This is a genomic window from Sphingomonas swuensis (assembly GCF_039538045.1).
Classification (GTDB): Bacteria; Pseudomonadota; Alphaproteobacteria; order Sphingomonadales; family Sphingomonadaceae; genus Sphingomicrobium; species Sphingomicrobium swuense.
The window spans coordinates 2,061,955-2,084,996 of record NZ_BAABBQ010000001.1 but is presented as its reverse complement, the minus strand read 5'-3'; the positions used below and the strand labels follow the sequence as shown (position 1 = coordinate 2,084,996).

Annotated in this window: 23 protein-coding genes; 13 read left to right on the top strand and 10 right to left on the bottom strand. The window is 67.7% G+C overall.

Annotation, left to right across the window (positions count from 1 at the left end):
* Positions 1 to 41: 41 nt before the first annotated feature.
* Together ABD727_RS10280 and ABD727_RS10275 are read left to right on the top strand one after the other, a co-directional pair.
* Positions 42 to 2,375, top strand: a complete 2,334-nt coding sequence (locus ABD727_RS10280; protein WP_344707318.1) for a DUF305 domain-containing protein — start codon at positions 42 to 44, stop codon at positions 2,373 to 2,375.
* Positions 2,372 to 2,953: a hypothetical protein gene (locus ABD727_RS10275; RefSeq protein WP_344707317.1), complete on the top strand. Its 582-nt coding sequence runs from the start codon at positions 2,372 to 2,374 to the stop codon at positions 2,951 to 2,953. The genes ABD727_RS10280 and ABD727_RS10275 overlap by 4 nt, the downstream gene beginning before the upstream one ends.
* Here the strand turns inward: ABD727_RS10275 and ABD727_RS10270 are convergent.
* The 3 genes from ABD727_RS10270 to ABD727_RS10260 form a co-directional block, all read right to left on the bottom strand.
* On the bottom strand, positions 2,943 to 3,506 hold the full coding sequence (locus tag ABD727_RS10270; RefSeq protein ID WP_344707316.1) for a hypothetical protein: 564 nt from the start codon (positions 3,504 to 3,506) through the stop codon (positions 2,943 to 2,945). The two genes, ABD727_RS10275 and ABD727_RS10270, sit on opposite strands and share 11 nt — an antisense overlap.
* Before the next feature lie 163 nt (positions 3,507 to 3,669).
* The gene (gene ubiB / locus ABD727_RS10265) at positions 3,670 to 5,208 is read right to left on the bottom strand and encodes a 2-polyprenylphenol 6-hydroxylase (RefSeq protein ID WP_344707315.1); all 1,539 of its coding nucleotides are present in this window, start codon (positions 5,206 to 5,208) and stop codon (positions 3,670 to 3,672) included.
* Positions 5,205 to 5,936: a class I SAM-dependent methyltransferase gene (locus tag ABD727_RS10260; RefSeq protein ID WP_344707314.1), complete on the bottom strand. Its 732-nt coding sequence runs from the start codon at positions 5,934 to 5,936 to the stop codon at positions 5,205 to 5,207. Before ABD727_RS10260 ends, ubiB begins: the two co-directional genes overlap by 4 nt.
* Before the next feature lie 46 nt (positions 5,937 to 5,982).
* On the opposite strand from ABD727_RS10260, the gene mutM reads away from it, so the two are divergent.
* From mutM to ABD727_RS10230, 6 genes are all read left to right on the top strand, one after another.
* On the top strand, positions 5,983 to 6,789 hold the full coding sequence (gene mutM, locus ABD727_RS10255; protein ID WP_344707313.1) for a bifunctional DNA-formamidopyrimidine glycosylase/DNA-(apurinic or apyrimidinic site) lyase: 807 nt from the start codon (positions 5,983 to 5,985) through the stop codon (positions 6,787 to 6,789).
* A gap of 114 nt (positions 6,790 to 6,903) precedes the next feature.
* Positions 6,904 to 7,167 (top strand): 30S ribosomal protein S20, encoded by a 264-nt coding sequence (gene rpsT / locus ABD727_RS10250; protein WP_344707312.1) that lies wholly within the window; start codon positions 6,904 to 6,906, stop codon positions 7,165 to 7,167.
* Positions 7,168 to 7,607: 440 nt separating this feature from the next.
* On the top strand, positions 7,608 to 8,978 hold the full coding sequence (gene dnaA / locus ABD727_RS10245; protein ID WP_344708068.1) for a chromosomal replication initiator protein DnaA: 1,371 nt from the start codon (positions 7,608 to 7,610) through the stop codon (positions 8,976 to 8,978).
* A 34-nt stretch (positions 8,979 to 9,012) separates the two neighbouring features.
* Positions 9,013 to 10,158 carry a serine hydrolase domain-containing protein gene (locus tag ABD727_RS10240; RefSeq protein ID WP_344707311.1) on the top strand — a complete coding sequence of 382 codons (1,146 nt, stop codon included), beginning with the start codon at positions 9,013 to 9,015 and terminating at the stop codon, positions 10,156 to 10,158.
* Between the two features lie 34 nt (positions 10,159 to 10,192).
* Positions 10,193 to 10,495, top strand: a complete 303-nt coding sequence (locus tag ABD727_RS10235) for an alkylphosphonate utilization protein (protein WP_344707309.1) — start codon at positions 10,193 to 10,195, stop codon at positions 10,493 to 10,495.
* A gap of 127 nt (positions 10,496 to 10,622) precedes the next feature.
* Complete coding sequence (locus ABD727_RS10230) at positions 10,623 to 11,723, top strand: acyltransferase family protein (protein WP_344707308.1); 1,101 nt, start codon at positions 10,623 to 10,625, stop codon at positions 11,721 to 11,723.
* Positions 11,724 to 11,821: 98 nt separating this feature from the next.
* Here the strand turns inward: ABD727_RS10230 and ABD727_RS10225 are convergent, their stop codons facing one another.
* From ABD727_RS10225 to secB, 4 genes are all read right to left on the bottom strand, one after another.
* Positions 11,822 to 12,553 carry a DUF4136 domain-containing protein gene (locus tag ABD727_RS10225; protein ID WP_344707307.1) on the bottom strand — a complete coding sequence of 244 codons (732 nt, stop codon included), beginning with the start codon at positions 12,551 to 12,553 and terminating at the stop codon, positions 11,822 to 11,824.
* Positions 12,554 to 12,747: 194 nt separating this feature from the next.
* Complete coding sequence (gene trpS / locus ABD727_RS10220) at positions 12,748 to 13,779, bottom strand: tryptophan--tRNA ligase (protein ID WP_344707306.1); 1,032 nt, start codon at positions 13,777 to 13,779, stop codon at positions 12,748 to 12,750.
* A complete protein-coding gene (gene murJ, locus ABD727_RS10215; protein ID WP_344707305.1) occupies positions 13,772 to 15,343 on the bottom strand; it encodes a murein biosynthesis integral membrane protein MurJ in 1,572 nt (523 codons plus the stop codon). Before murJ ends, trpS begins: the two co-directional genes overlap by 8 nt.
* A gap of 67 nt (positions 15,344 to 15,410) precedes the next feature.
* On the bottom strand, positions 15,411 to 15,932 hold the full coding sequence (gene secB / locus ABD727_RS10210; RefSeq protein WP_344707304.1) for a protein-export chaperone SecB: 522 nt from the start codon (positions 15,930 to 15,932) through the stop codon (positions 15,411 to 15,413).
* Between the two features lie 202 nt (positions 15,933 to 16,134).
* Between secB and ABD727_RS10205 the strand changes: the two genes are divergently transcribed.
* From ABD727_RS10205 to ABD727_RS10190, 4 genes are read left to right on the top strand one after another with little or no spacing between them, the layout of a single operon-like run.
* Positions 16,135 to 16,785, top strand: a complete 651-nt coding sequence (locus ABD727_RS10205; RefSeq protein WP_344707303.1) for a Tim44/TimA family putative adaptor protein — start codon at positions 16,135 to 16,137, stop codon at positions 16,783 to 16,785.
* A gap of 4 nt (positions 16,786 to 16,789) precedes the next feature.
* Complete coding sequence (mltA, locus tag ABD727_RS10200; RefSeq protein WP_344707302.1) at positions 16,790 to 18,031, top strand: murein transglycosylase A; 1,242 nt, start codon at positions 16,790 to 16,792, stop codon at positions 18,029 to 18,031.
* Positions 18,012 to 18,563, top strand: a complete 552-nt coding sequence (locus ABD727_RS10195; protein WP_344707301.1) for a Smr/MutS family protein — start codon at positions 18,012 to 18,014, stop codon at positions 18,561 to 18,563. Before mltA ends, ABD727_RS10195 begins: the two co-directional genes overlap by 20 nt.
* Positions 18,564 to 18,616: 53 nt before the next feature.
* Positions 18,617 to 20,305 (top strand): putative bifunctional diguanylate cyclase/phosphodiesterase, encoded by a 1,689-nt coding sequence (locus ABD727_RS10190; protein ID WP_344707300.1) that lies wholly within the window; start codon positions 18,617 to 18,619, stop codon positions 20,303 to 20,305.
* A 4-nt stretch (positions 20,306 to 20,309) separates the two neighbouring features.
* Here ABD727_RS10190 and dapE read toward each other — a convergent pair whose 3' ends face one another.
* Positions 20,310 to 21,446 (bottom strand): succinyl-diaminopimelate desuccinylase, encoded by a 1,137-nt coding sequence (gene dapE / locus ABD727_RS10185; RefSeq protein WP_344707299.1) that lies wholly within the window; start codon positions 21,444 to 21,446, stop codon positions 20,310 to 20,312.
* 28 nt (positions 21,447 to 21,474) lie between these two features.
* Here dapE and ABD727_RS10180 point away from each other — a divergent pair, with 28 nt between their 5' ends.
* Positions 21,475 to 21,918, top strand: coding sequence for a cupin domain-containing protein (locus tag ABD727_RS10180; protein WP_344707298.1), 444 nt, complete (start codon positions 21,475 to 21,477; stop codon positions 21,916 to 21,918).
* Between the two features lie 2 nt (positions 21,919 to 21,920).
* Here the strand turns inward: ABD727_RS10180 and ABD727_RS10175 are convergent, their stop codons facing one another.
* Positions 21,921 to 22,229, bottom strand: coding sequence for a hypothetical protein (locus tag ABD727_RS10175; protein ID WP_344707297.1), 309 nt, complete (start codon positions 22,227 to 22,229; stop codon positions 21,921 to 21,923).
* A gap of 69 nt (positions 22,230 to 22,298) precedes the next feature.
* Positions 22,299 to 22,970 carry a glutathione S-transferase family protein gene (locus ABD727_RS10170; RefSeq protein WP_344707296.1) on the bottom strand — a complete coding sequence of 224 codons (672 nt, stop codon included), beginning with the start codon at positions 22,968 to 22,970 and terminating at the stop codon, positions 22,299 to 22,301.
* Positions 22,971 to 23,042: the final 72 nt, after the last annotated feature.

Sequence of the window (23,042 nt, the reverse complement as noted above, 5' to 3'; positions counted from 1 at the left end):
TAGGCTGCGAGGTGACTGCACTTCATCTCGGGGGTTCCTCCATGCGTCTTGGTTTTTCTGTCGCGCTCGCCGGTCTGCTCGCTTCCACCGCCTTCGCCGGCCCGATCATCCAGCCGGGCGCGCCGGGCCAGCCGAGCCGGGTGATCGACGCCGCGCAGGCGAGCCGGATCGCCGACACCAGCTTCTCGGCCTATGACGTGCGCTACCTGCAGGACATGATCCCGCACCATGCGCAGGCGACGCAGATGACCGCGCTGGTTCCCGGGCGGACCAACCGGCCCGAGCTCCTCCAGGTCGCCAAGCGGATCGACGCCACCCAGGCCGACGAGGTCGCGTGGATGAAGAAGTGGCTGTCCGAGCGCGGCCAGCCGACCGCCAACGAGCATGCGATGCACATGATGCACGATGCGGCGATGATGACCCGGATGGGCATGGCGACCCCGGCCCAGCTGGCCGAGATGCAGGGCGCGAAGGGGATCGCCTTCGAGCGGCTGTTCCTGGCGCGGATGATCACCCACCACCAGGGGGCGATCCGGATGACCGAGGAGATGATGCGGCGCGGCGGGACCGCGGCCGAGCCCGGCCTCAACGCCTTCATCACCGACCTTCTCAAGGAGCAGAAGGAGGAGATCAAGCGGATGAACGCGCTGCTCGGCACCGTGGCCGAGGACCCGCGCACCGCGCTTGCCGCCGGGACCAACAATGCCGGCCGGGCGATCAGCGGGCTGAACCTCGTCGCCTCGCTGCCCAAGCCGACCGGCTTCTTCGATCCCAGGAACCCCTACGACCTGCCCGCCGCGGCGCTGGTCAAGAAGGGTCAGAAGGCGCCCGAGGGAGGCCGCTCGCCGCTGCTGAGCTTCGCCCAGACCGACATGGCCTTCCAGGGCGACGTGATGGCGGTCGGCAACTACCATGGCTTCAACCTCTACCGGGTGAGCCAGAACGGAGCGGCGCCGGCGCTTGCCAGCTCGGTCATCTGCCCGGGCGGGCAGGGCGACCTGTCGATCGTCGGCAACCTCCTCATCATGAGCGTCGAGCAGAACCGCGGGCGGCTCGACTGCGGCCGGCAGGGCGTCCAGGACATGGTCTCGGCCGAGCGCTTCCGTGGGATCCGGATCTTCGACATCACCGACATCGCCGCGCCGCGCCAGGTGGGCGCGGTCCAGACCTGCCGCGGAAGCCACACCCACAGCGTGGTCTCGGGCCCGGGCCGCGACGGCAAGATCATCGTCTACGTCTCCGGCACCGCCAACGTCCGCAGCGAGCGCGAAATCCCGACCTGCATCGCCGACCCCGGCTCCCTCCAGTCGGCGCTCTTCTCGATCGACGTGATCGAGATCCCGGTCGCCAATCCGGCGGCGGCGCGGATCATCGACCGCCCGCGCGTGTTCGGCGACCCGGCCACCGGGAGCATCTCGGGCCTGTGGTCGGGCGGCGACCATGGCGACGGGACGCAGGACACCGCGCAGACCGACCAGTGCCACGACATCACCGTCTTCCCGAGCCTCAAGCTCGCCGCGGGCGCCTGCTCGGGCAACGGGATCCTGCTCGACATCAGCAACCCGGCCAAGCCGCGCCGGATCGACCAGGTGCTCGACCCGACCTTCGCCTACTGGCATTCGGCGACCTTCAACAATGACGGCACCAAGGTGCTGTTCACCGACGAGTGGGGCGGCGGCGGACGGCCGCGCTGCCTGGTGAGCGATCCGCGCAACTGGGGCGCCAACGCGATCTACGACATCGACAACGGTCGCCTGCGCTTCCGCAACCACTACAAGCTTCCGGCGGCGCAGAGCGAGCAGGAGAATTGCGTCGCGCACAACGGGTCGATCATCCCCGTCCCGGGCCGCGACCTGTTCGTCCAGGCCTGGTACCAGGGCGGCATCTCGATCAGTGATTTCACCGACAGCAGCCGGCCGACCGAGATCGGCTATTTCGACCGTGGCCCGGTCTACAAGGACGAGCTCGTGATGGGCGGCTTCTGGTCGGCCTATTACTACAAGGGCCGGATCTACGGGACCGAGATCGCGCGCGGCCTCGACGTGCTGGCGCTGACCCCGTCGCCGCAGCTGAGCGCGAACGAGATCGCAGCGGCGGCGATGGCGGTCTATCCCGACAACCGCTTCAACCCGCAGCAGCAGGCGCCGGTCAGCTGGCCCGCCCACCCGGTGGTGGCGGCGGCCTATCTCGACCAGTTGCAGCGGAGCAATAGCCTTCCGACGGGCCAGATCGCACAGCTCCGAACCGCGGTCGCAAGCGGCAACCGCGGGCAGATGCGGAGCCTGGCGAACGGGCTGGTCGCCCCGGCGGATGCGATCGCCGCCAAGCGGGTCGCCGGACTGAAGCAGGTGATGATGGCGCTGTCGGGCCGGTGAGGAAGCTGGCGCGGGCGACGGGGCTGCTGATCGCGGCCCTGTCGCTCGGCGGCTGCCAATATGCCTTTCCGCTCGACCTGGTGCAGCGCGACGGCAAGCTGCTGATCTGGACCGAGCGCGAGTGGAAGTGGTTCCTCATCCCCGAGCGACCCCGGATGACGGTCCGCTGCATCGAGGTCTGGAGCGGCAGAAACTGGATGTGGCAGCTGGAGGCCCCCGAAGGTCGCGAGATCCAGCTCCCGATCGCCTATGGCGAGGCTCGTCCCGGGCTGACAGTCGTGCATTCGCCTCGGCCGCTGACCCTCGGTCTCGGCTATGTCGCGCGCGTCGACATGGCCGATGGAAGGTCGTTCAGGCTTTCGCAGTCGGGCGAGCTGATCGACGTCGTTCGAGCGGGCTGGGAGGGTTCGCCTGACGAGAAGGCGATGAGCGATCTTAGGGATCGGCGCATCAAGGCACTGCGCGCCTCGGGGCTGACGGAAGAGCAGGCCTATGAGACCTGGAACCTCGAGCAGCCGCCGAGCGCCGCCGTCAGTCAGTGCGGGCGACTGGCTTCCGCGGTCGCGCCTAGGTCTTGATGTCCAGCATCATGGTGGGGACGCCCCACGCGCCGAGTACGAAGAGCAGCACGAGGATGTGCAGCCAGCGGCGGTCCGACCAGATCAGCAGGCCGTAGAGACCCGGGCCGACAACGAAGCCCACGAGGTTCGACTGCCAATCGGAATAGCCGTTGAGGATTCCTGTCAGGGCGAACAGCCACAGGCCGATGATCATCGCGCCATAGCTGAGCTTGCGGGCGCGGTAGTAATAGGCCTTGAGGTCGAAGGCACCGTCGCCGAGCAGGTCGGAATCCGGAAGGCAGCTGGCGGCGGCGAAGAAGAGGGTCATCAGCCTCAGGATGGTCAGCGTCGCTGCGGCATAGACCAGCTGCTTCATGTCCTTGCTGAACCACTGGTCGAGCCAGACCTGGATGATGATCAGGGTGATGAGCGCCGCCTGGAGCAGCGGCTCGGGCGCCCAGCGCACCTCGCGCCCCTTGAGCGCAAGGCGCTGGAGGCTCGAGGCGAGGTTGGCGAGCGCGAGGCCGAGGATCACCGAACTGAGGGCGAACAGGAGCTCGAACAGGGTCATGGCGCGCGAAGGTGCTTCGGCGCGGGGTGCGCGTCAATCGGGGCCGACGAGGTCACCCTCAAGGGAGCAGTCGGCGAAGCCGACCGAAAGGTCGATGCGGGTCGCGAGAACCCCTCCGTCAGCCGCTTTGCAGCGCCCACCTCTCTCGACGGGGAGGAGCGGATTACTGGAGGAAGAGCACGACGGCGGCGCCCGCCGCGGCGGCGACCAGCGCGATGATCGCGTCGCGCCAGCGCGGGGCGGGAAGCTCCTTGACCTCGACCTGCGCGGTCGGGAGGTCGGGCGGAGCGCCACCGGGAGCCGGGAAATAATGATCGATGCGGTCGACCAGTTCGGGCAGCTTCCTGAGCGCTCGGGTCCAGGCGATGAGCCGATCGGCGGCATAGGCCTCGGGCCCGAGCTCGCTTCGCATCCATTCGCGAAGGAAGGGCTCGGCCTGTTCCCACATGTTGAGGTCGGGATCGAGGAAGGTGGCGACGCCTTCTTCCATCACCATCGTCTTCTGCAGCAGGAGGAGGTGCGGCTGGGTCGGCATGTCGAAGTCGCGGGTGATCGCGAACAGTCCCTCGAGCATCCGGCCGACGCTGATGTCCTTGACCGGAAGTCCGCGGATCGGCTCGCCGACCGCACGAAGCGCGGTGGTGAACTCCTCCATGCTGTGGTGGCGCGGGACATATTGCGCCTCGAAATGGATCTCGGCGACGCGGCCGTAATTGCCGGTGATGAGGCCGTAGAGGATCTCGGCCAGCCAGCGCCGCGCCTGGGCGTCGATCCGGCCCATGATCCCGAAGTCGATCGCGGCGAGGCGGCCGTCCGGGAGGGCGAACAGATTGCCCTGATGAAGGTCGGCGTGGAAGAAGCCGTCGATCACCGCCTGGCGAAGGAAGGCGCGGACGAGGATACCGGCGAGCGCACGGACATCGTGCCCGGACTCGATCAGCTGGTCTCGCTTCGACAGCTTGATCCCGTCGAGCCACTCGAGCGTGAGCACCCGGCGCGAGGTGCGCTGCCAGTCGATCTCGGGGACGTAGAAGCCGTCCTCGGCGACCATATTGTCCTTGAGCTCGCTGGCCGAGGCCGCCTCGCGATTGAGGTCGAGTTCGCGCCGGGTCCACTGCTTGAAGTGGGCGATGACCATCTTGGGACGAAGGCGGCGGGCCTCGTCGCCGGCATAGGTCTCGAGGTGGGCGGCCGCCCATTCGTAGGTCTCGAGCGCGGAGGCGAAGGTCTCCTCGATGCCGGGGCGGAGGACCTTGACCGCGACCTCGCGGCCGTCGGTGGTGGTGGCGCGGTGGACCTGCGCGATCGAGGCGGCGCCGACCGGGACGGGGTCGATCCGGCTGAACAGGCTTTCGAGTGGCGCTTCGAGGGCCTTCTCGATGCTGGCCCTGATCTTCTCGAACGTTGCGGGGGGAAGCGAATCCTGAAGCGCGAACAGATTGTGCGCGGCCTTCTCGCCGACGAGGTCGGGACGGGTGGCGAGCGCCTGCCCGAGCTTGATCGCGGCGGGCCCGAGCTGCTGTAGCGCGGTCGCATAATCGGGCTCCGCCGGTTGACGAAGCCCGAACCGGGCGAGTTTGACCAACCGGCGTGCGAACGGCGGGGTCAGCGGGTCGCGCTCGATCCCCTGCAGCGCTCCGTAGCGCGCCAGGGTACGGCCCCAGCGCAGCAACCGGACGACGTGGGTGACCGATGAGGTCAAGCCTTCCATCCCGACCAGATGCAGACGAGCCCGCCCATCAACGTCTCGGTGCGGGTGCGGGTGAAGCCGGCCTCGCCGATCATCCGTTCGAAGTCATAGGGCTTGGGGAAGCGGCGGATGCTTTCGACGAGGTAGCGGTAGCTCGCCTCGTCGTTGGTCACCGCCTTGCCGATCTTCGGGATCGCCTTGTCGGCCCACAGATCATAGGCCTCGCCGAAGCCGGGCCAGTCGCTGGTCGAGAATTCGAGCACGAACAGCCGGCCGCCGAACTTGAGCACGCGGTGGGCTTCGCGCAGCGCCTTGGGGATGTCGGTGACGTTCCGGATCCCGAAGGCGATGGTGTAGGCGTCGAAGGCGCGGTCGGAGAAGCCCAGCGTCTCGGCGTTCTGGACCGACCAGGTCAGCCCCTCGATGGCCTTTGCGGCGGCGCGCTCCTCGCCAACGCCGAGCATGTCGGCGTTGATGTCGGAAACGGTCACCCTGGCGCCGCGCGCGGCCATCCGGAAAGCGATGTCGCCGGTGCCGCCGGCCATGTCGAGGATCTGCTCCCCCGGCTGCGGCTTGATGCGCGCGACGAACCGGTCCTTCCACAGGCGGTGCATGCCGGCGCTCATCAGGTCGTTCATCAGATCGTAGCGGCGGGCGACCGAGGAGAAGACCTCGCCGACCTTGCGGGTCTTTTCTTCCGGGCTGACGAGCTGGTCGCCGAAGTTGACGGTATCGGGCATGGAGGCGCTCTAGCGGGGCGGGGGCGGGTGCGCCATATGGCCAATCGTGCCCGAGCTTCCCGAAGTCGAAACCACCGTCCGCGGGCTCGCGCGGGTCCTCGACGGCCGCCGCCTGACGAGGGTCGAGGTGCGCCGCCCCGACCTGCGCCGCGCCTTCCCCGAGGATCTCGGCCAGCGGCTGACCGGGGCGCGCGTGACCGGGCTGTCGCGCCGCGCGAAATACGGGCTGATCGCGACCGACCGCGGCGACACGCTGATCTTCCATCTCGGCATGAGCGGGCGCTGGCGGATCGATCCGTCCGAGCTGCTGGCGCACGACCACCTGCTGCTCGAGACCGACGAGGGGCGGCGGCTCGCGCTCAACGATCCGCGGCGGTTCGGGAGCGTCGACCTCGTGCCGAGCGACCGGCTGGCCTCGTTCGCGGGCTTCGAGGACATGGGTCCCGAGCCGTTCGACCTCACCCCCGAAGCGCTGAAGACCCGGCTGGCAGGGCGGAGCGCGGCGATCAAGCTGCTCCTGCTCGACCAGCGCATCGTCGCGGGACTGGGCAACATCTATGTCTGCGAGGCGCTCTATCGGGCCGGGATCAATCCCCGCCGGGCGGGCGGCAAGGTCAGCCTCGAGCGGCTCCGGCGGCTGGTGCCGGCGATCCACGCGGTGCTCGAGGAGGCGATCGCGGCCGGGGGATCGAGCCTTCGCGACTATGCCGCGCCCGACGGCGAACTCGGCTATTTCAGCAAGAGCTTCGCGGTCTACGGCCGGGAGGGCGAGCCCTGTGGCTGCGGCGGCACGGTGCGGCGGTTCGTGCAGGGCGGGCGGTCGACCTGGTACTGTCCGACCTGCCAGCGCTGAACGGCCGAGTTGACCGGCGCGGGCCTCTTGTATAGGGGAACCGCCAACCGGTGCGAGCCATCAGGCTTTCGCGCCGCTTTTCATTTCAGCCAGTCCAGGGAATTCTAGTCAGCCATGGCGAACACGCCGCAAGCCAAGAAGCGCATCCGTCGCAACGCTCGCCGGACCGAGATCAACGGTGCCCGCGTGAGCCGCATCCGCACCTTCATCAAGGCGGTCGAGTCGGCCCTCATGGCCGGTGACAAGGGTGCTGCGTCCGAGGCGCTCAAGCAGGCTCAGCCGGAACTGGCTCGGGGCGTGGCGCGCGGCGTCATCCACAAGAACACCGCGAGCCGCAAGTTCTCGCGCCTGACCAAGCGGGTGTCGTCGCTCGGCTAAGCCGCTGCACACGAATCGTCCCAATTCAGGAGGGCCGCCGGAGCGCATCCGGCGGCCCTTTTTCGTTACGGACAAAAAACCTTTTGGAATCCGCGATTCGCATCGTGCCGCGGTTAACAGATGCCCCGGAAATGGCTGAAAACAGCGGTTAATTGAGCCTCCTCTCGGGGGAGGCCTGTCAAGCCCGATTATTTCGCTTTTGTGAAAAAAGGACGGTTGTCAGCGGGCGTCCGGCTGTCCAGAAAACACCTCCGGCAGCGATTCCACTGGGGGGATCCACGCGAGGCAAGGCACAGACGCACCGACTCGGGTTCGGTGCGAACGAACCCTTGCGTCCTCGCGGTTGCTGGCGGAAGCGGAAGATGGAGGCTCGGGGCTAAGTGGACGGATTCGGGACGGGACTAGGGCGGAACGAGCAGGGTCGGGCTGACGAGGCCGCGATTCCGATCGACTCCTCGCCGCTGGCTGCCGCCTGGGCCGCGATCCGCACCGGGCTTCGCCGCGATTGCGGCGCGCGCACGTTCGACGGCTGGCTCAAGCCCGCCGAGCTGGGCGACTTCGATCCCGACACCGGCAGCCTCGAACTCGTCATGCCGAGCCAGTTCATGGCCGACTGGGTCCGCAACCATTTCGGCGAGCGACTCCAGCTGGCGTGGAAGACGACCCTTCCGATCGTCCGCGAAGTGCGGGTCATCGCCTGCGAGGGCGGACCGCGCCCCGCGCCGCTGCTGATCATCGAGGATGCGCCCACCCCGGCCGAGCGCCAGGCTGCCGTCGCAACGCATCCGCGCCCGCCGCTCGACCCGCGCTACAGCTTCGAGAGCTTCGTCGTCGGCAAGGCCAACGAAGTCGCCTTCACCGCCGCCAAGACGCTGGCCGAGGCCGACCAGGTCACCTTCAATCCCTTGTTCGTCCATGGCGGTACCGGGCGCGGCAAGACCCACCTGCTGCACGCCATCGCCCAGCGCTTCCTCGCCCAGCGCCCCGACGCGCTGGTGGTGATGATGAGCGCCGAGAAGTTCATGGTCGAGTTCGTCCGCGCGATCCGGGAGAACGACACGATCGGCTTCAAGCAGCGGCTGCGGAGCGCCGACCTGCTGCTGATCGACGACGTCCAGTTCATCGCCGGCAAGGAATCGACGCAGGAAGAATTTTTCCACACGATGAACGAGATCATCACCGCCGGTAAGCGGCTGGTGATCACCTCGGACCGCGCACCGCAGGACCTCGACGGGATCGCGCCGCGCATCCTCTCGCGCCTGTCGTGGGGCCTGGTCGCCGACATCAACGCCGCCGACCTCGAGCTTCGCTACAACATCCTGCTCGCCAAGCTCGCGCTGCTTCCGGGCGTTGCGATGCCCGAGAGCGTGGTCGAGTTCCTCGCCCGCCGGCTGACCAACTCGATCCGCGAGCTCGAGGGCGCCCTGAACCGGATCGGCGCCTATGCGCTGATGACCGGGCGGGCGATCGACCTGCCGTTCGTCGAGGAAGTGCTGGCGAACGTGCTTCGCGCCAACCAGCGGCGGATCAGCATCGACGAGATCCAGACCCGGGTCGCCGAGCATTATTGCATCCGCAAGGCCGAGATGGTCTCCGCCCGCCGCGCGCGCGAGGTCGCCCGCCCGCGCCAGGTCGCGATGTACCTGTCCAAGCAGCTGACCCCCAAGTCGCTGCCCGACATCGGTCGCCGCTTCGGCGGGCGCGACCACACGACGGTGATCCATGCCGTCAAGCAGATCGAGAAGCTGCGCGCGAGCGATCCCGACATCGACGCCGCGATCCGGATGCTGACCCGCCAGCTCGAAGGCTGACCGGGAGCGCCGGGAGACGAAGGAGGTCGTTCCGGTGCACCGTATCGCCTCCATTGCTGCCGTGGCACTGATGATCGGCGCTCCGGCACAGGCGCGCACGCCGTCCCCACCGTCGATCGCCAGGGTTGTGGCCGCTGCAATGACCGAGACCGGTGCCAAGGGGCTCGCCATCGCGACGATCGAAAGGGGAAAGGTCAGCTCGGTGCAGGCCTTCGTGGCCCGCAACGCGGCCGGCGAGCCGCTCACCCCGGACACGGTCCTTTATGGTGCGTCCCTGACCAAGGCGGTCTTCGGCTATCTTACGGTGCAGCTGGCGGCGGAGGGTCGGCTGTCGCTCGACCGGCCGATCGCGACGCTGCTGCCGCAGCCACTGCCATCCTATGGCAATCTGCCGGCTTACGGGAATTGGGGTGATCTTACCGACGACGAGCGGTGGCGGCTTATCACGCCGCGAATGACGCTCAACCATTCGACCGGCTTTGCCAATTTCGCCTTCCTCAACCCCGACCGAAAGCTCAGGATCCGCTTCGAGCCGGGTTCGCGCTACGGCTATTCGGGCGAAGGCATCATGCTTCTCCAGTTCGGCCTCGAGAAGGGAGCAGGACTCGACACCGAAGCCGAATTGCAGCGCCGCTTCTTTCGCCCCTTGGGAATGACCCGGACCAGTCTTCGCTGGCAGTCGCACTTCGCCGGCAATGTCGCCGATGGCTGGGACGAACAAGGCAAGGCGCAGCCGCACGACGAGCGGAGCCGGGTGCGGGCCGCAGGATCGATGGACACGAGCATCGGCGACTTTGCGCGGGTGGCCGCGGCGATGGTCCGTGGAGAGGGTCTGCCGGTAAGGTGGCGCCGAGAATTTGCGCGCGGCACGCTGCCGATCACCACTCGGCAGCAATTCCCGACGCTGCTTCCCGACGCGCAACTCGCCGAGCGACCCAATGCCTCTGCGGCGATGGGCGTGGTCGCTTTCTCAGGGCCGCAAGGTGCCGGATGGTATAAGGGCGGGCATGACGACATCACCGCCAACACGCTGGTGTGCCTTGAGGAGGGCCGCCGATGCGTACTGATCATGGCCAATGACGTGCGCGCTGAACGGGCGTTCCCGGCACTGGTTCGCCACGTGCTGGGCGAGACAGGCGTGCACTATCGGTGGGAGTATCCCGGGTTGCGGAACTACTGAGCGAGAGTGAAGCGGCGGGGAGCGCAAGAGAGTGATGTCCGACGACGATTACATCTACGACGAGGAGAGCGGCGAGTGGCTGCCGGCGGCCGGGCTCGCCCGGCGACGTGCGGCCGCGTCGGCGGTCGAGGTGCGCGACGCCGTCGGCAATCTGCTCGCCGACGGTGACCAGGTGACGCTGATCAAGGACCTCGAGGTCAAGGGCGCGGGCCAGACGCTGAAGCGCGGCACGCTGATCAAGTCGATCCGGCTGACCGGCGACCCGCAGGAGATCGACTGCCGCTACGAGGGGATCAAGGGCCTCGTCCTGCGCGCCGAGTTCGTCCGCAAGCGCTGAAGTTCCATAAGGCCGCCACCGGTCGGCTTGCTGTTCCGCAGTTGAGCAGGCTGGTTTGTTGATTGCGAATTTACCGAACCGAAAGCACGATCGCCCCATGTGAGCCACAAGGGGGAGCTTCGCGGTCATGCAAACACTCGGGGGACGACTGACCTATACCGGCGGGCGACCCAGCGGGTTCGACTACCAACGCATACTGCTCGCCGTCGCCGTCGTGACCTGGCATTCCGTTTACGTCACCGGCGGCCGTGAGTTGCAGCAGTTCGTGGGGCTGGGTCCGGCACGGCCGATCGTTGCCGCCATTCTCCCCATGTTCTTTGCGCTGAGTGGCTTTCTGGTGGCCGGGAGCCTCGCGCGCTCTGCAAGCATGCTCCAATTCTTCGGCCTTCGCGCACTGCGAATCTTTCCGGCCTTGTTTGCGGAGGTGCTTCTCTCCGCGATGATCTTGGGCCCGCTGGTCACCACAATGACCCTCTCCGGCTACTTTGGAGATGCCGAGTTCTGGCGGTATCTACTGAACGTCACGGGCAACATCCACTATGACCTGCCTGGGGTCTTCAAGAACAATCCCGTGCCTGGCGTCGTGAACGGGCAATTGTGGACAATCCCTTACGAGCTGGAATGCTACATCGCGATTGGCATTATCTCGGTCTTAGGCGTCGTTCGTCGAGCAAGACTGTTCGGACTTGTCGTTCTTGCACTCATGACCTTGCAGTGGAGCTTGGCGCTCTACAGCGAACCACAATATTCTGTGGCTGTGAGTGGAAGAGTTCTGGTTCTCGCTTTCCTGTTCGGAGTGAGCATCTTCCAGCTCCGCGACGTTGTGCCCTGGCATCCGCTTCTGTTCTGGATGAGCGTCGCCATGGCGACCGCGTTCTTCTATCTGCCTCATAGCGATGCGTTTGCTGCACCCTTCATAGCCTACATCTCCGCCTATCTGGGCCTCTGCAATCCACGCGCGAACAGCCTGAACAAGCTTGGTGACCTGAGCTACGGCATCTTCCTCTATGGCTGGCCAATCCAGCAGACGGCGATGTGGATGGGCGTGACGGGCTTCTGGAGCAATCTCAGCCTTTCGCTCCTGCTCGCGACGGCGTTTGCATATTTGTCGTGGAATCTCGTTGAGAAACCCGCACTCGGGCTGAAGAAGCACCTTCCTCAGCACGGGCCAGAGCGTTCGCAAACGAGATCGAGTGCAGCAGCAGACCAGCTTCGCGCCGCACCGTAAGTCCCTCGCGGGAAGAGCGGCGCCACGAGCGACGGCAGTCCAGCATAGAAAAGCCCGCCCGGATCGCTCCGGACGGGCTTCTTGAGAACTGATCTAGCTCAGCGCTTGCGGGGCTGGGCGGGGACGGTGATGCGGACGGTCTCGCCGCTGCGGCCCGGGAAGCCGGTGAACATCGCCTGGATCAGGTTGGGGACGAGCACCTGCGTGTTGTCGGTGGTCGAGCGCGCCTGGGCGCGACCGTCGAACAGCTGCTGGTTGTCGACCCGGCGACGGATGTCGAGGTCGAGCTCCGACTTATACTCGGTATACTGGCGAACGCTCGGCCCGCCATACCAGAAGGGGTCGTTCCAGCCGTAGTAGAAGGGCGAGCGGACTCCGCCATAATAGCCGTAGCGGCTGTAGTAGGGCCGGCCGGTGTAGATGCCCCAGCGCGGGTCGAAGCGGCTGCCATAGGGCCCGTAGGGGCTGTAGAAGCCGCGATAGAAGGGATCGTAGCCGCGCGGGCCGAACGGGTCCTCGACCAGCCGCTCGGTGCCGTCGTCGACCTTGTAGCCCAGCTGGACGATCATGGTCGCGCTCTGCGGGCTGGCGGCGGGGACGTAGCCCTGCGCGGCGAGCTGCTGCGACACGAGCGCGGCATAGCGGCTGAACTCGAGCCCGCCGCCCTGCGCCTGGCCCATGCCGGGAACGACATAGAAGCTCTGGCCCTGCGGCGCCGGCATGGCCTGAAAGCGGGTGACCTTGGCGGGAAGGCCGGTGGCGCAGCCCGACAGACCGATCGATGCCACGCCGACCAGCGCGGCCGCGGCAATCTTCTGGAGGAAAGTCATGGTGAGAGAACCCTCGACTCGGGGAAAGTCCCGGTAAACGAGCGGGTTATAACATGAAGTGAGTTGAACCGTCGATGAAGGGAGCGGCAGCAGCGGTGAAGCGAATTTCGCGCCCAGGCTCCTTCGTGCTGAGCGAAGTCGAAGCACGTCTGCGCCGAGGCCCTTCGACTTCGCTCAGGGCGAACGATTTACGGTCAGTGACGCGAGAGTCCGAGGGCGCGTTTGGCGGCGAGAAGGGTGGGCTGGCCCAGCGCGTTGGCGCGGGCGGCGCCGTCGTCGAGGATGCGATCGAGGGCAGCGACATCGCGCTCGAGCTCGTTGAAGCGGGCGCGGATCGGGGCGATCATCGCGACCAGAGCGTCGGCGAGCGCGGGCTTGAAGGCGCCGAAGCCCTGGCCTTCGAAGCGGGCAAGAACCGCGGCTTCGCTCTCGTTCGTGACGGCGGCCATGATGCCGACGAGGTTGCGGGCTTCGGGGCGCTCCTTGAGGAGCTCGGGGTCGCCGGGCAGCGGCTCGGGATCGGTGCGGGCCTTGCGGATCTTGGCGGCGATCTCCTCGTCGCTGTCGACGAGGTTGATCCGGCTCATGTCCGAGGGATCGGACTTGCTCATCTTGGCCGACCCGTCGCGCAGCGACATGACGCGCGCCGCGGTGCCCCCGCCGATGAACGGCTGGGGCACGGTGAAGAGGTCGGTGCCGGTATCCTGGTTGAACTTAATCGCGATGTCGCGGGTGAGCTCGATATGCTGCTTCTGGTCCTCGCCGACCGGCACGTGGCTGGCCTGGTAGAGGAGGATGTCGGCGGCCTGGAGGACGGGATAGTCGAACAGCGCGACCGAGGCGCCTTCCTTGTTCTTGCCCGACTTGTCCTTCCACTGGGTCATCCGGTGCAGCCAGCCCATGCGGGCGGTGCCGTTGAGGAGCCAGCAGAGCTCGGCATGGGCGGGGACGTCCGACTGGGCGAAGAGGATCGCCTTTTGCGGATCGATCCCGCTCGCGACCAGCGCTGCGGCCATCGAGCGGACCTGCGCGAGGCGGGTCTCGGCGGGAATGTGGTCGCTGAGCGAATGGAGGTCGGCAAGGAAGAAGAGGCAGGGCGCCTCGTCCTGCATCTTCACCCAGCGCAGGATTGCGCCGAGCAGATTGCCGAGGTGGAGGTTGCCGGTCGGCTGGATGCCCGAGACGACGCGGGTGACGGGAATGGCGGCGGCGGGGGCGTCAGGCATTGGCGGCGGGTCTCTTGCGGGCGAGGAGCTCGCGGAAGGCCTGGCGGTCAACTCCGCCGATCGCCCAGCAGAGCGGGAAGTAGATCGCCATGCCGCCGCCGACGAGGGCTGCGACCGACAGCAACTGCTTGGTCAGGCTGCCGGTGAACCAGTCGGCCAGCAGCCACTCAAGGCCGAGCAGGGCGGCGACCATGACGGCGCCCGCGACGAGCTGGCGGAATACCCGGCTCGCAAGCCAGCCGGGCACCCGGAAGTGGCCGCGGCGGTGGAGGACGACGTAAAGGATCAGGCAGTTGAGCCAGCTGGTGATAGCAACCACCGCGCTTAGTCCGTAAACCCGCAGGAGCGGGTCGGACGTCGCGCCCCAGATGGCGAAGTTGAGGACGACGTTGGCGAGCAGCACCACGCCCGCGGTCTTGACCGGGGTCGCGGTGTCCTGGCGCGAATAGAAGCCGGGGGTCAGCACCTTGACCAGCACGTAGGCGGGCAGGCCGAGCACGAGGATCGAAAGGACGGTCGCGGTCACCGAGGCGTCGCGCGCGGTGAATTCGCCGCCGCCGTAGAGCGCGCTGATCAGCGGGCCCGAGACGACGCACAAGGCGAGCGCTGCGGGAAGGGTCAGGAACATGCCGAGGTCGAGCGCCTGGGCCTGGACATGCGCGGCCTTGTCGGGCTCGTTGGCGCCAACGAAGCGGCTGATCTGCGGCAGGATGGCGGTGCCGAGCGCGGCTCCGATCACGCCCAGCGGAAGCTGGTTGAAGCGGTCGGCATAGTTGAACCAGCTTTGCGCCCCAACCCCGGCGCGCGCGAGGAAGAAGGTGTCGATGAAGGCGCTGATCTGGTAGACGCCCGCGCCCAGCGTGGCGGGAATGACCACGACCAGGAACTGCCTCACGCCGGGAGTGATCCGGGGTCTGCGCAGGCGCAGCGAAACGCCGGCGCGGACCGCGGCGAAGATCAGCAGCCCGAGCTGGATGACACCGCCGATGGTGACCGCGACCGCCAGCCAGAAGGCGGTGAAGGCACCGCCCTGGGGGAAGATGATCAGCGCCACCATCATGCACAGGTTGAGCAGCGCCGGGGCGAAGGCGGCCGCGGTGAAGCGCGACAGGCTGTTGAGGATGCCCGCCCACAGCGACACCAGGCTGATCAGAATGAGGTAGGGGAAGGTGATGCGGGTGAGGAGGACGGTGAGGTCGAACTGCTCGCCCTTGTAGCCCGACCAGACCGCGACGAAGGCCGGCATGATGAGCTGGAAGAAGAGGGTGAAGAGGACCAGGGTCGGGAGGAAGACCGCGAGCACTTCCTCGGAGAATTTGCGGGCTTCGGCTTCGCCGTCCTCACCCTGCAGGCGCTGGGCGTAGAGCGGCACGAAGCCGGCGCTGAACGCGCCTTCGCCGAACAGCCGGCGGAAGGTGTTCGGGAGACGGAAGGCGAGCAGGAAGGCGTCGGTCGCGGCGGTCGCGCCCATTATCCGCGCCATCAGCATCTCACGGGCAAAGCCGAGGATCCGGCTGACCATGGTCAGCCCGCCGATCGTGCCGGTGGCCTTGAGGAGATTCATCGGTGCGCCACTCCCCCACTGCCCTTGCGGGCGGCCTCCTCCCGGCGGGGGAGGAGGATGTTCGATGCTACTGGATGGTCGGCTCGGCCTGCGGCTGGTCGCCGGTGGCGGCCTGCTGCTGCGCGGCATCCACCTGGCTCATGTAGATGCTGGCGAAGTCGATCGGGTCGAGCATCAGCGGCGGGAAGCCGGCATCCTGGATCGACGAGGCGACGACTTGGCGGGCGAACGGGAAGAGCAGCCGCGGCGCCTCGACGAGGAGGAAGGCCGGAAGCTGCTCCTCGGGCAGGTTGCGGAGGCCGAAGATGCCGGCGTAGCTAAGGTCGAGGACGAAGTGGACGCCCTGGGCCGAGCGGGCCGAGGCGTCGATCTTGAGCACGACCTCATGCACTTCGTCGGCGATCTTGTTGACCGCGATGTTGAACTGCACGTCGAGCTGCGGCTGCTCGTTCCACTGGAAGACCTGCGGGGCCGACGGGTTTTCGACCGACAGGTCCTTCACATATTGCGCGAGCGCCGCGACCTGCGGAGCGTCGGACGCGGCATCCGCGCCGTTGGGAGCCAGGTCGGTCGGATCGGAAGCGGCCATCAGTGTTGCCCTTAACCATGCTAAAAGGAGTGGCGGGACAAGCTGATGCGGTCCCACTCGGGTTCGGGCGGGCGACTAGCAGCCGCGCCGAAGCGGTGCAATGGCGCGAAGGACGGCCAAAGCCCGGGGTTTGAAGCCGGGGACCTGTGCGCCTATGTAGAGCGTTGAGCATCCCGACAGTCAGACACGAGAAAGCGGTTCCTTGGTTGCAGTCATCATCCTTGCGCTGGTCGCCCTATTCATCGGGCTCAAGCTGTACAGCGTGCTCGGCGAGCGCACGGGCCATGAGCAGCAGCTGTCGCTGAAGCCGGCCGACGCCGAAGGGCGTGCGGTGCCGGCGCCGGCGATGGCGGGTGCCGCGCAGCAGCCCAGCGCCGAGCCGCTCGACACCGCATATCTTCCGACCGCCGGACCCGGCGTGCGTGCGCTGCTCGCGGCCGATCCGAGCTTCGACGTCGCCCGCTTCCTCGAGGGCGCGCAGGCTGCATACCGGATGATCCTGGAAGCCTTCTGGGCGGGCCGGCTGGACGAGGTGCGCTCCTTCCTCGATCCCGAGATCGCGGGCGCGTTCGACGAAGCGATCGCAGAGCGCGAGGCCGCGGGCCAGCGGCTCGACAATCGGCTGATCGCGGTCGAGCAGGCGCTGATCGCCGAGGCGGGCGTCACGGGCAAGGTGGCGACTCTGACGGTCCGGTTCGAGGCCGATATCGCCGCGGTGACCCGCGATGCCGAGGGCAACGTGCTCGCCGGATCGCTCAGCGACGCGGTCCAGACGCGCGATCGCTGGACCTTCCGCCGCGACCTGGCTTCGGGCGATCCGAACTGGGTCCTGATCGAAACCGACGACGAATAGAATAGTGAAGCTTCGCTCCCAAGCGCTGGTCGCGCTGCTCGGCCTGTCGGTGGCCGCCTGCGCCACGCGCCCGCTTCCGCCTGTCGTCGAGACACCTTCGCCGCCGGTGGTTGTAACGCCTTCCCCGGCCCCGGTCCCGGTACCGCCGCCAGGTCCCCGCCGCGCGATCGAGGCCGCGACCTTCGTCACCGCGCCGCGGACCATCAGCCAGGAGCAGGCCGAACGCGGACTCGCCGCCTTCCGCATCTCCTGCCCGGTTCTGGTGCGCCGCAAGGATGCCTCGGGGCTGACGGTCGGTGCCGACTGGCAGGCGCTGTGCACCGAGGCGTCCACGATTGCGCCCGCCGCCGCGCGCAATTTCTTCGAGCAGCGCTTCGAGTGGGTCCAGGTCCACGACGGCAAGGCCTTTGCCACCGGCTATTACGAGCCCGAACTGGCCGGTGCGCGAGTCCAGCAACCCGGCGCGATGGTGCCGATCTACCGCGTGCCGCCCGACCTCGTGCGCTGTACCCGCGCCGATGGCCAGACCGGCCGCGGCCGAGTTGACGAGACGGGAGCCTGCGTCCTCTACCACGACCGCGCCGCGATCGAGGACGGGGTCCTCGCCAACAAGGGACTGGAACTCGCCTGGGCAGCCGATCCGATCGAGCTGTTCTTCCTGCAGATACAGGGCTCGGGGCGGCTGCGGCTGCCCGACGGCGGCGAGATGCGGCTCGGCTATGCCGACCAGAACGGCCGCGAGTATAAGGCGATCGGCCGGATCATGCGCGAGCGCGGGATCCTCCAGCCGGGCGGCACCAGCATGCAGGACATCGTGGCCTGGCTTCGCGCCAACCCCGAGGAGGGCCGCGCGATCATGCGCGAGAACCTGTCCTACATCTTCTTCCGCGAGCTGACCGGGCCGGGCCCGCTCGGGGCCATGAACGTGCCGGTGACCGGGCGCGGCAGCGTCGCGGCCGATCCGTTGTTCGTCCCGCTCGGCGCACCGGTCTTCCTGATGGTCGACCGGCCCGAGGCCAATGGCCTGTGGGTGGCGCAGGACACGGGCGGAGCGATCAAGGGCTCGAACCGGTTCGACACCTTCTGGGGTCATGGCGTCGAGGCGACCCGGATCGCCGGCGGAATGGCGGCCAAGGGCAGCGCCCTGCTGCTGCTGCCCAAGGGCAGCTTGGCGGCGGCTCGCGCGCGGGAAACGGCCACTCAGGCACAGCAGCAGGTGCCGGTCGGTGCGTCCCCTCAGCCCTGAAGAGCAGGCGCTCTGGTCGCGGGTCGCGGCCACCATCAATCCGCTGAGCCGCGAACCGCAGGTGCGGGCGCCGGCGGTGCTCGCACCGGACATCGCGGCAGTGTCGGCCGCGATTGCCGAACTCCCCCCGGCCAAGGCCAAGGGCCGGGTCCCGCCGGCGCGGGTGCAGCCTGTGGCCAAGCCGCGGCGAACGACCATCCACGGCAACCTCGATGGCCATTGGGAGCGCCGGCTCAAAAACGGGTCGGTCCCGGTCGACCGGACGCTCGACCTTCACGGGATGAATCTCGACCGCGCCTATGACGCTCTCGATATGGCGCTCGAGCGGGCGATCGTGGCCGGCGACCGGGTGCTCCTGCTGGTAACGGGGCATCACCGGCCGGGCGAGCCGCCGGTGCTGCGCGGCAAGATCCGCGCGGCAGTCCACGACTGGCTGGCTGTGTCGCGCCATGCCGAGCAGATCGCGGCGGTGCGCAATGCCCATCGCCGGCACGGCGGGGGCGGTAGCCTCTACCTCATCCTTCGTCGCTGAGCGGCGCGCCTACACGGCTTTTTAACTACCCCGCCTTAACCATCGACCCCGCGATGAAGGTGGGGACCGCCCAAAAGATCAGCAACATGCTCCTGTCAGGACTGGCGGGCGTGGCGTCGTTCATCTTCTCGCTCTACGCATTTCTCTCGATCACCCAGCTCCCGCAGCAGATCGCCGCGGCGGTGATGGCGGGCCTGTTCTGCCTTATCGTCTGCTATGTCGCTTCCGAGCGTCCCAACAGCGAGGGGGCGCGCGCGCTGGCGGCGCTTCGCGACCGGCTGCTGGCGGTCGAGGAGGGGGATCTCACCAGCCCGACCCCGGAGCTCGTCCAACGGACCATGCCCAAGGTCGCGGCGGCGGTGGACAGCCTGTTCGCCGAGGTTCGCAGCTCGATCGACAATGCACATGCGCTGGGAATGTACGATCCGGTCACCAGCCTGCCCAACCGACTCAATTTCCGCGCCGAAGCCGAGCGCATTCTTGCCCAGGCGAGCGATCGGCTGTCGGTCATGCTGTTCGTCGACCTCGATCGCTTCAAGGCGGTGAACGACAGCCTCGGCCATGCCCGAGGCGACCAGTTGCTGGTCATGGTCGCCAACCGCCTGCGGGTGGTGGTCAACAGCGAGACCACCACTTCGTCCGCACGGCCGCTGCTGGCGCGACTGGCGGGCGACGAATTCACCCTGCTGTTCCCGCAGGTCGGAACCGCGGCCGAAGCCGAGCGGCTGGCCCGGCGGGTCGTGCTCGCGATCGGCGAGCCATTCGAACTCCAGGGCCACAGCGTCGACATCGGCGCGTCGGTCGGGGTCGCGCTCGCGCCGCTCCACGGCCGGAGCGTCGAGGAACTGATGAAGGCGGCGGACATCGCCATGTATCGCGCCAAGGCCGGCGGGGGTCACCAGCACTGCCTGTTCAACGATGCGCTCGCCGCCGAGCATCGCACCCGGCTGGAAACCGAGAAGGCACTGGTCGACGCGGTGCAGCGGGGCGAGTTCGTGCTCGCGCTGCAGCCGCAGCTCAGCCTTCACGACGGTACCGTCACCGGCGCCGAGGCGCTGCTCCGCTGGCACCATCCGGTCCGTGGGCTGGTTTCGCCCAACGAATTCATCCCGGTCGCCGAGCAGTGCGGGGTCATTAACGATATCGGCGACTGGGTCATGGCCGAGGTGGCGGCGATGATCGCCAGCTGGGAGCGCGAGGATGGCGGTCTTCGCCGCGTCGCCTTCAACGTCAGCCCGCGCCAGCTCGAGCGCGCCGACTTCTTTGCCCGGCTGCGGCAGATCTTCGCCGAGGCGCATGTCGGTCTCGACCGGATCGAGCTCGAGTTCACCGAGAGCGCCGCGATGGAGTGCCCGGCTTCGGTGCTGGCCGAGATCGCCGCGCTTCGCGCCGACGGTGCGGCGATCGCGATCGACGACTTCGGCACCGGCTATTCCAACATCGCGCGGCTCCGCCAGCTGCCGATCGACCGGGTCAAGCTCGACCCCTCGCTGATCGACGACATCGCGACCAGCGAGCAGGCTCGAGTGGTGGTCCAGGCGGTCGTCCAGCTGGTGCGCGGGGTCGAGTGCGAGCTCGTCGCCGAAGCGGTCGAGACGGTCGCGCAGGCCGACATCCTGCGGGCCATGGGCTGCGAGACGATCCAGGGCTTCATCTTCGCCGAGCCGATGATGGAGGAGGAATTCCTGCGCTGGACGAGCCATGCGCAGGCGCATCCGCGGGTAGGGCGCAGCGCCGCCTGACCGCTCAGGCGCGCGCCAGGCCGCCTTCGAACACCCGCCGGTAGATGCGCGACAAAGCGCGGATGTCCTCGATCCCGGCGCTCTCGCCGACCTTGTGCATGGTCGCGTTGGGAAGGCCGAAGTCGACCACCGGGCAGAGCTTGATGAGGAAGCGGCCGTCCGAGGTCCCGCCGCCGGTCGACAGGGAAGGGGCGATCCCCGTCTCCTCGCGAATGGCGGCGGTGACGAGGTCGTAGAGCGTGCCCGGCGGGGTCAGGAAGGCTTCGCCCGAGATCCGTGCCCGAACCTCGCAAGCGGGATCGATCGCGTGCGCGGTCCGGGTGACGAGGTCGATCAGCGCTTCGCCGTCATGCAGGTTGTTGAAGCGGATGTTAGCCTGGGCGGTCGCTTCACCCGGAATGAGGTTGCTGGCCGAGGTCGGCGTGGCGAGCGCGGTGAACTCGAGGTTCGAGGGGGGAAATGCCTCGGTCCCGTCGTCGAGGTGGAGGTCGGCCAGCGCGGCGCAGATGCGCGCGAGGCGAGGCACGGGATTGTCGGCCTTGTGCGGATAGGCGACATGACCCTGGACGCCGCGCACCGTCAGCCACAGGTTGACCGAGCCGCGGCGGCCGATCTTGACGGTGTCCCCGAGCGCGGTCTCGCTGGTCGGTTCTCCGATCAGGATCATGTCGGGGCGGATGGCGCGCTCGTTCAGCCAGTCGATGATTCGCGGCGTGCCCCAGGTCGCATAGCCCTCCTCGTCTCCGGTGATGAGGAAGGAGAGGGTACCCGAGCGCTGGTCGATCGCCGAAGCGGCGGCGGCGGCGGCGGCGATGGCGCTCTTCATGTCGTTGGCGCCGCGGCCGAACAGCCGGCCATCCTCGATCCGGGCGGTGAAGGCGTCGCCGGTCCAGCCCTCGCCGGCGGGAACGACGTCGAGGTGGCCGGCGAAGCTGACGTGGGGTCCCGGGCCGCGGTCGCGGATCGCGACCATGTTCTCGGTCGGCCCGTCGGGCGCCTCACCGAGGATGAAGCGGTGGACGGCGAAGCCGACGCCCGTCAGCGCCTCGTCGAGCAGGTCGAAGACGGCGCCGCTGGCGGGGGTGACCGAGGGCACCGAGATGAGCTTGGCGGCGAGGTCGACGGGATCGATAAGGGACATGGCCGCAAGCGCTAGCATGAGGGACGCAATGCCGAAACTGGACCTGGAAACGATCGAGGCGACCAATGCGACCGGCTACCCGCCGCCGCACGACCGGCCGGTGCAGGGGCGCTGGTACCGCAGGCTCGCGCCCGCCGCGGGGCTGGTCGACTTCGGCGCGAGCCATGTGACCCTCGAGCCTGGCGCCTGGTCGAGCCAGCGCCACTGGCACGAGGGCGAGGACGAACTGGTCGTGATGCTCGAGGGCGAGGCGATGCTGGTCGAGGAGGGGCACCGGACGCTGCTTCGCGCAGGCGACGTCGCGGCATTCCCCAAAGGCGTCCCCGACGGCCATCACCTCATCAACGAGGGGACGGCACCGTGCCGCTTCGTCGCGATCGGGCGGCCGAACGCGACCGACTGCCACTATCCCGATGCCAGGATGCGGCTCGACAACGCGAGCGGGGAATATCGACTGCAGCCCGAAAGCTGAAGTCAGCCTCGGACGACGCCGAGCAGGGCGGTGAAGCCCGTCGGGACGATCCCGCAGCGGCCGCTCGCCTTGGCAATGGCGATGGGAATGGCGGGATCCTTGAGCTGGCTGCTGACCCTCAGGAGGTCATCGAGCCCGAGGCGCGACGGATCGGAATCATTCTGCCGGTACGCCTGCGCCGCGCGGGACAGCTGGAGGAGCTGGCCAACCGAGAGGTCGGCCTGGAGATTGCCTCCGATGCACTCGGCGCGAGGACGGTCGAGGCCGTAACTGCTGAGGGAGTCCGCGATCTGCTCCCTCGGAGCGGTCACGCAGGCGGAAAGGGAAACAAGGGCGACGACAACGGTAAGTAAACGCATGCCCGACGAGCGAACGGCGGGTCAGGCGGTTCCCTGCGAGCCTTCATATTGCTCGATGACCCAGGGTTCGTCCTGCGCGGCGTCGATCCACTGCGCGACATGGGGCTGCTTGAGGACGTCCGACATATACTGGCGGGCGAAGGGCGGGACCGGGATCGAATAGGTAAGGAAGCGCGTGACCACCGGCGCATACATCATGTCGGCCGCGCTCCACTCGCCGTACAGGTAGGGCCCCGAACCACCATGGCGGGCACGAGCCTGCGCCCACAGGACGAGGATGCGGTTGATGTCGGCGACCGTCTCCTCGCTGAGGTCGGGCAGGGGCACCGAGCGGCGCACGTTCATCGGGCATTCGCGGCGCAGGGCGGCAAAGCTCGAGTGCATCTCGGCGGCCATCGAGCGGGCCATGGCGCGGGCGGCAAGGTCCTCGGGCCAGAAGATCGAGCGCTCGGTGAGATCGGCGCAATATTCGATGATCGCGAGGCTGTCCCAGACAACGGTCTCGTCATGCCACAGCAGCGGCACCTTGCCCGAGGAGGGGGCAAATTCGTCGCCCTCGCGGCGCTCGTCCCAGTCGCCATTGTAGAGCGGGACCACCAGCTCCTCGAACTCGAGCCCCGACGCCTTAAGCGCTAACCAGCCACGCATCGACCAGGAGGAATAGGCCTTGTTGCCGAGAACGAGCTTGAGCATGAATTCTCCGTAATCGCCGTGCCGGACCTGATCCGGCATCCGCCTGTCTTGTCGAGAAAGGAAGGCAGGCCC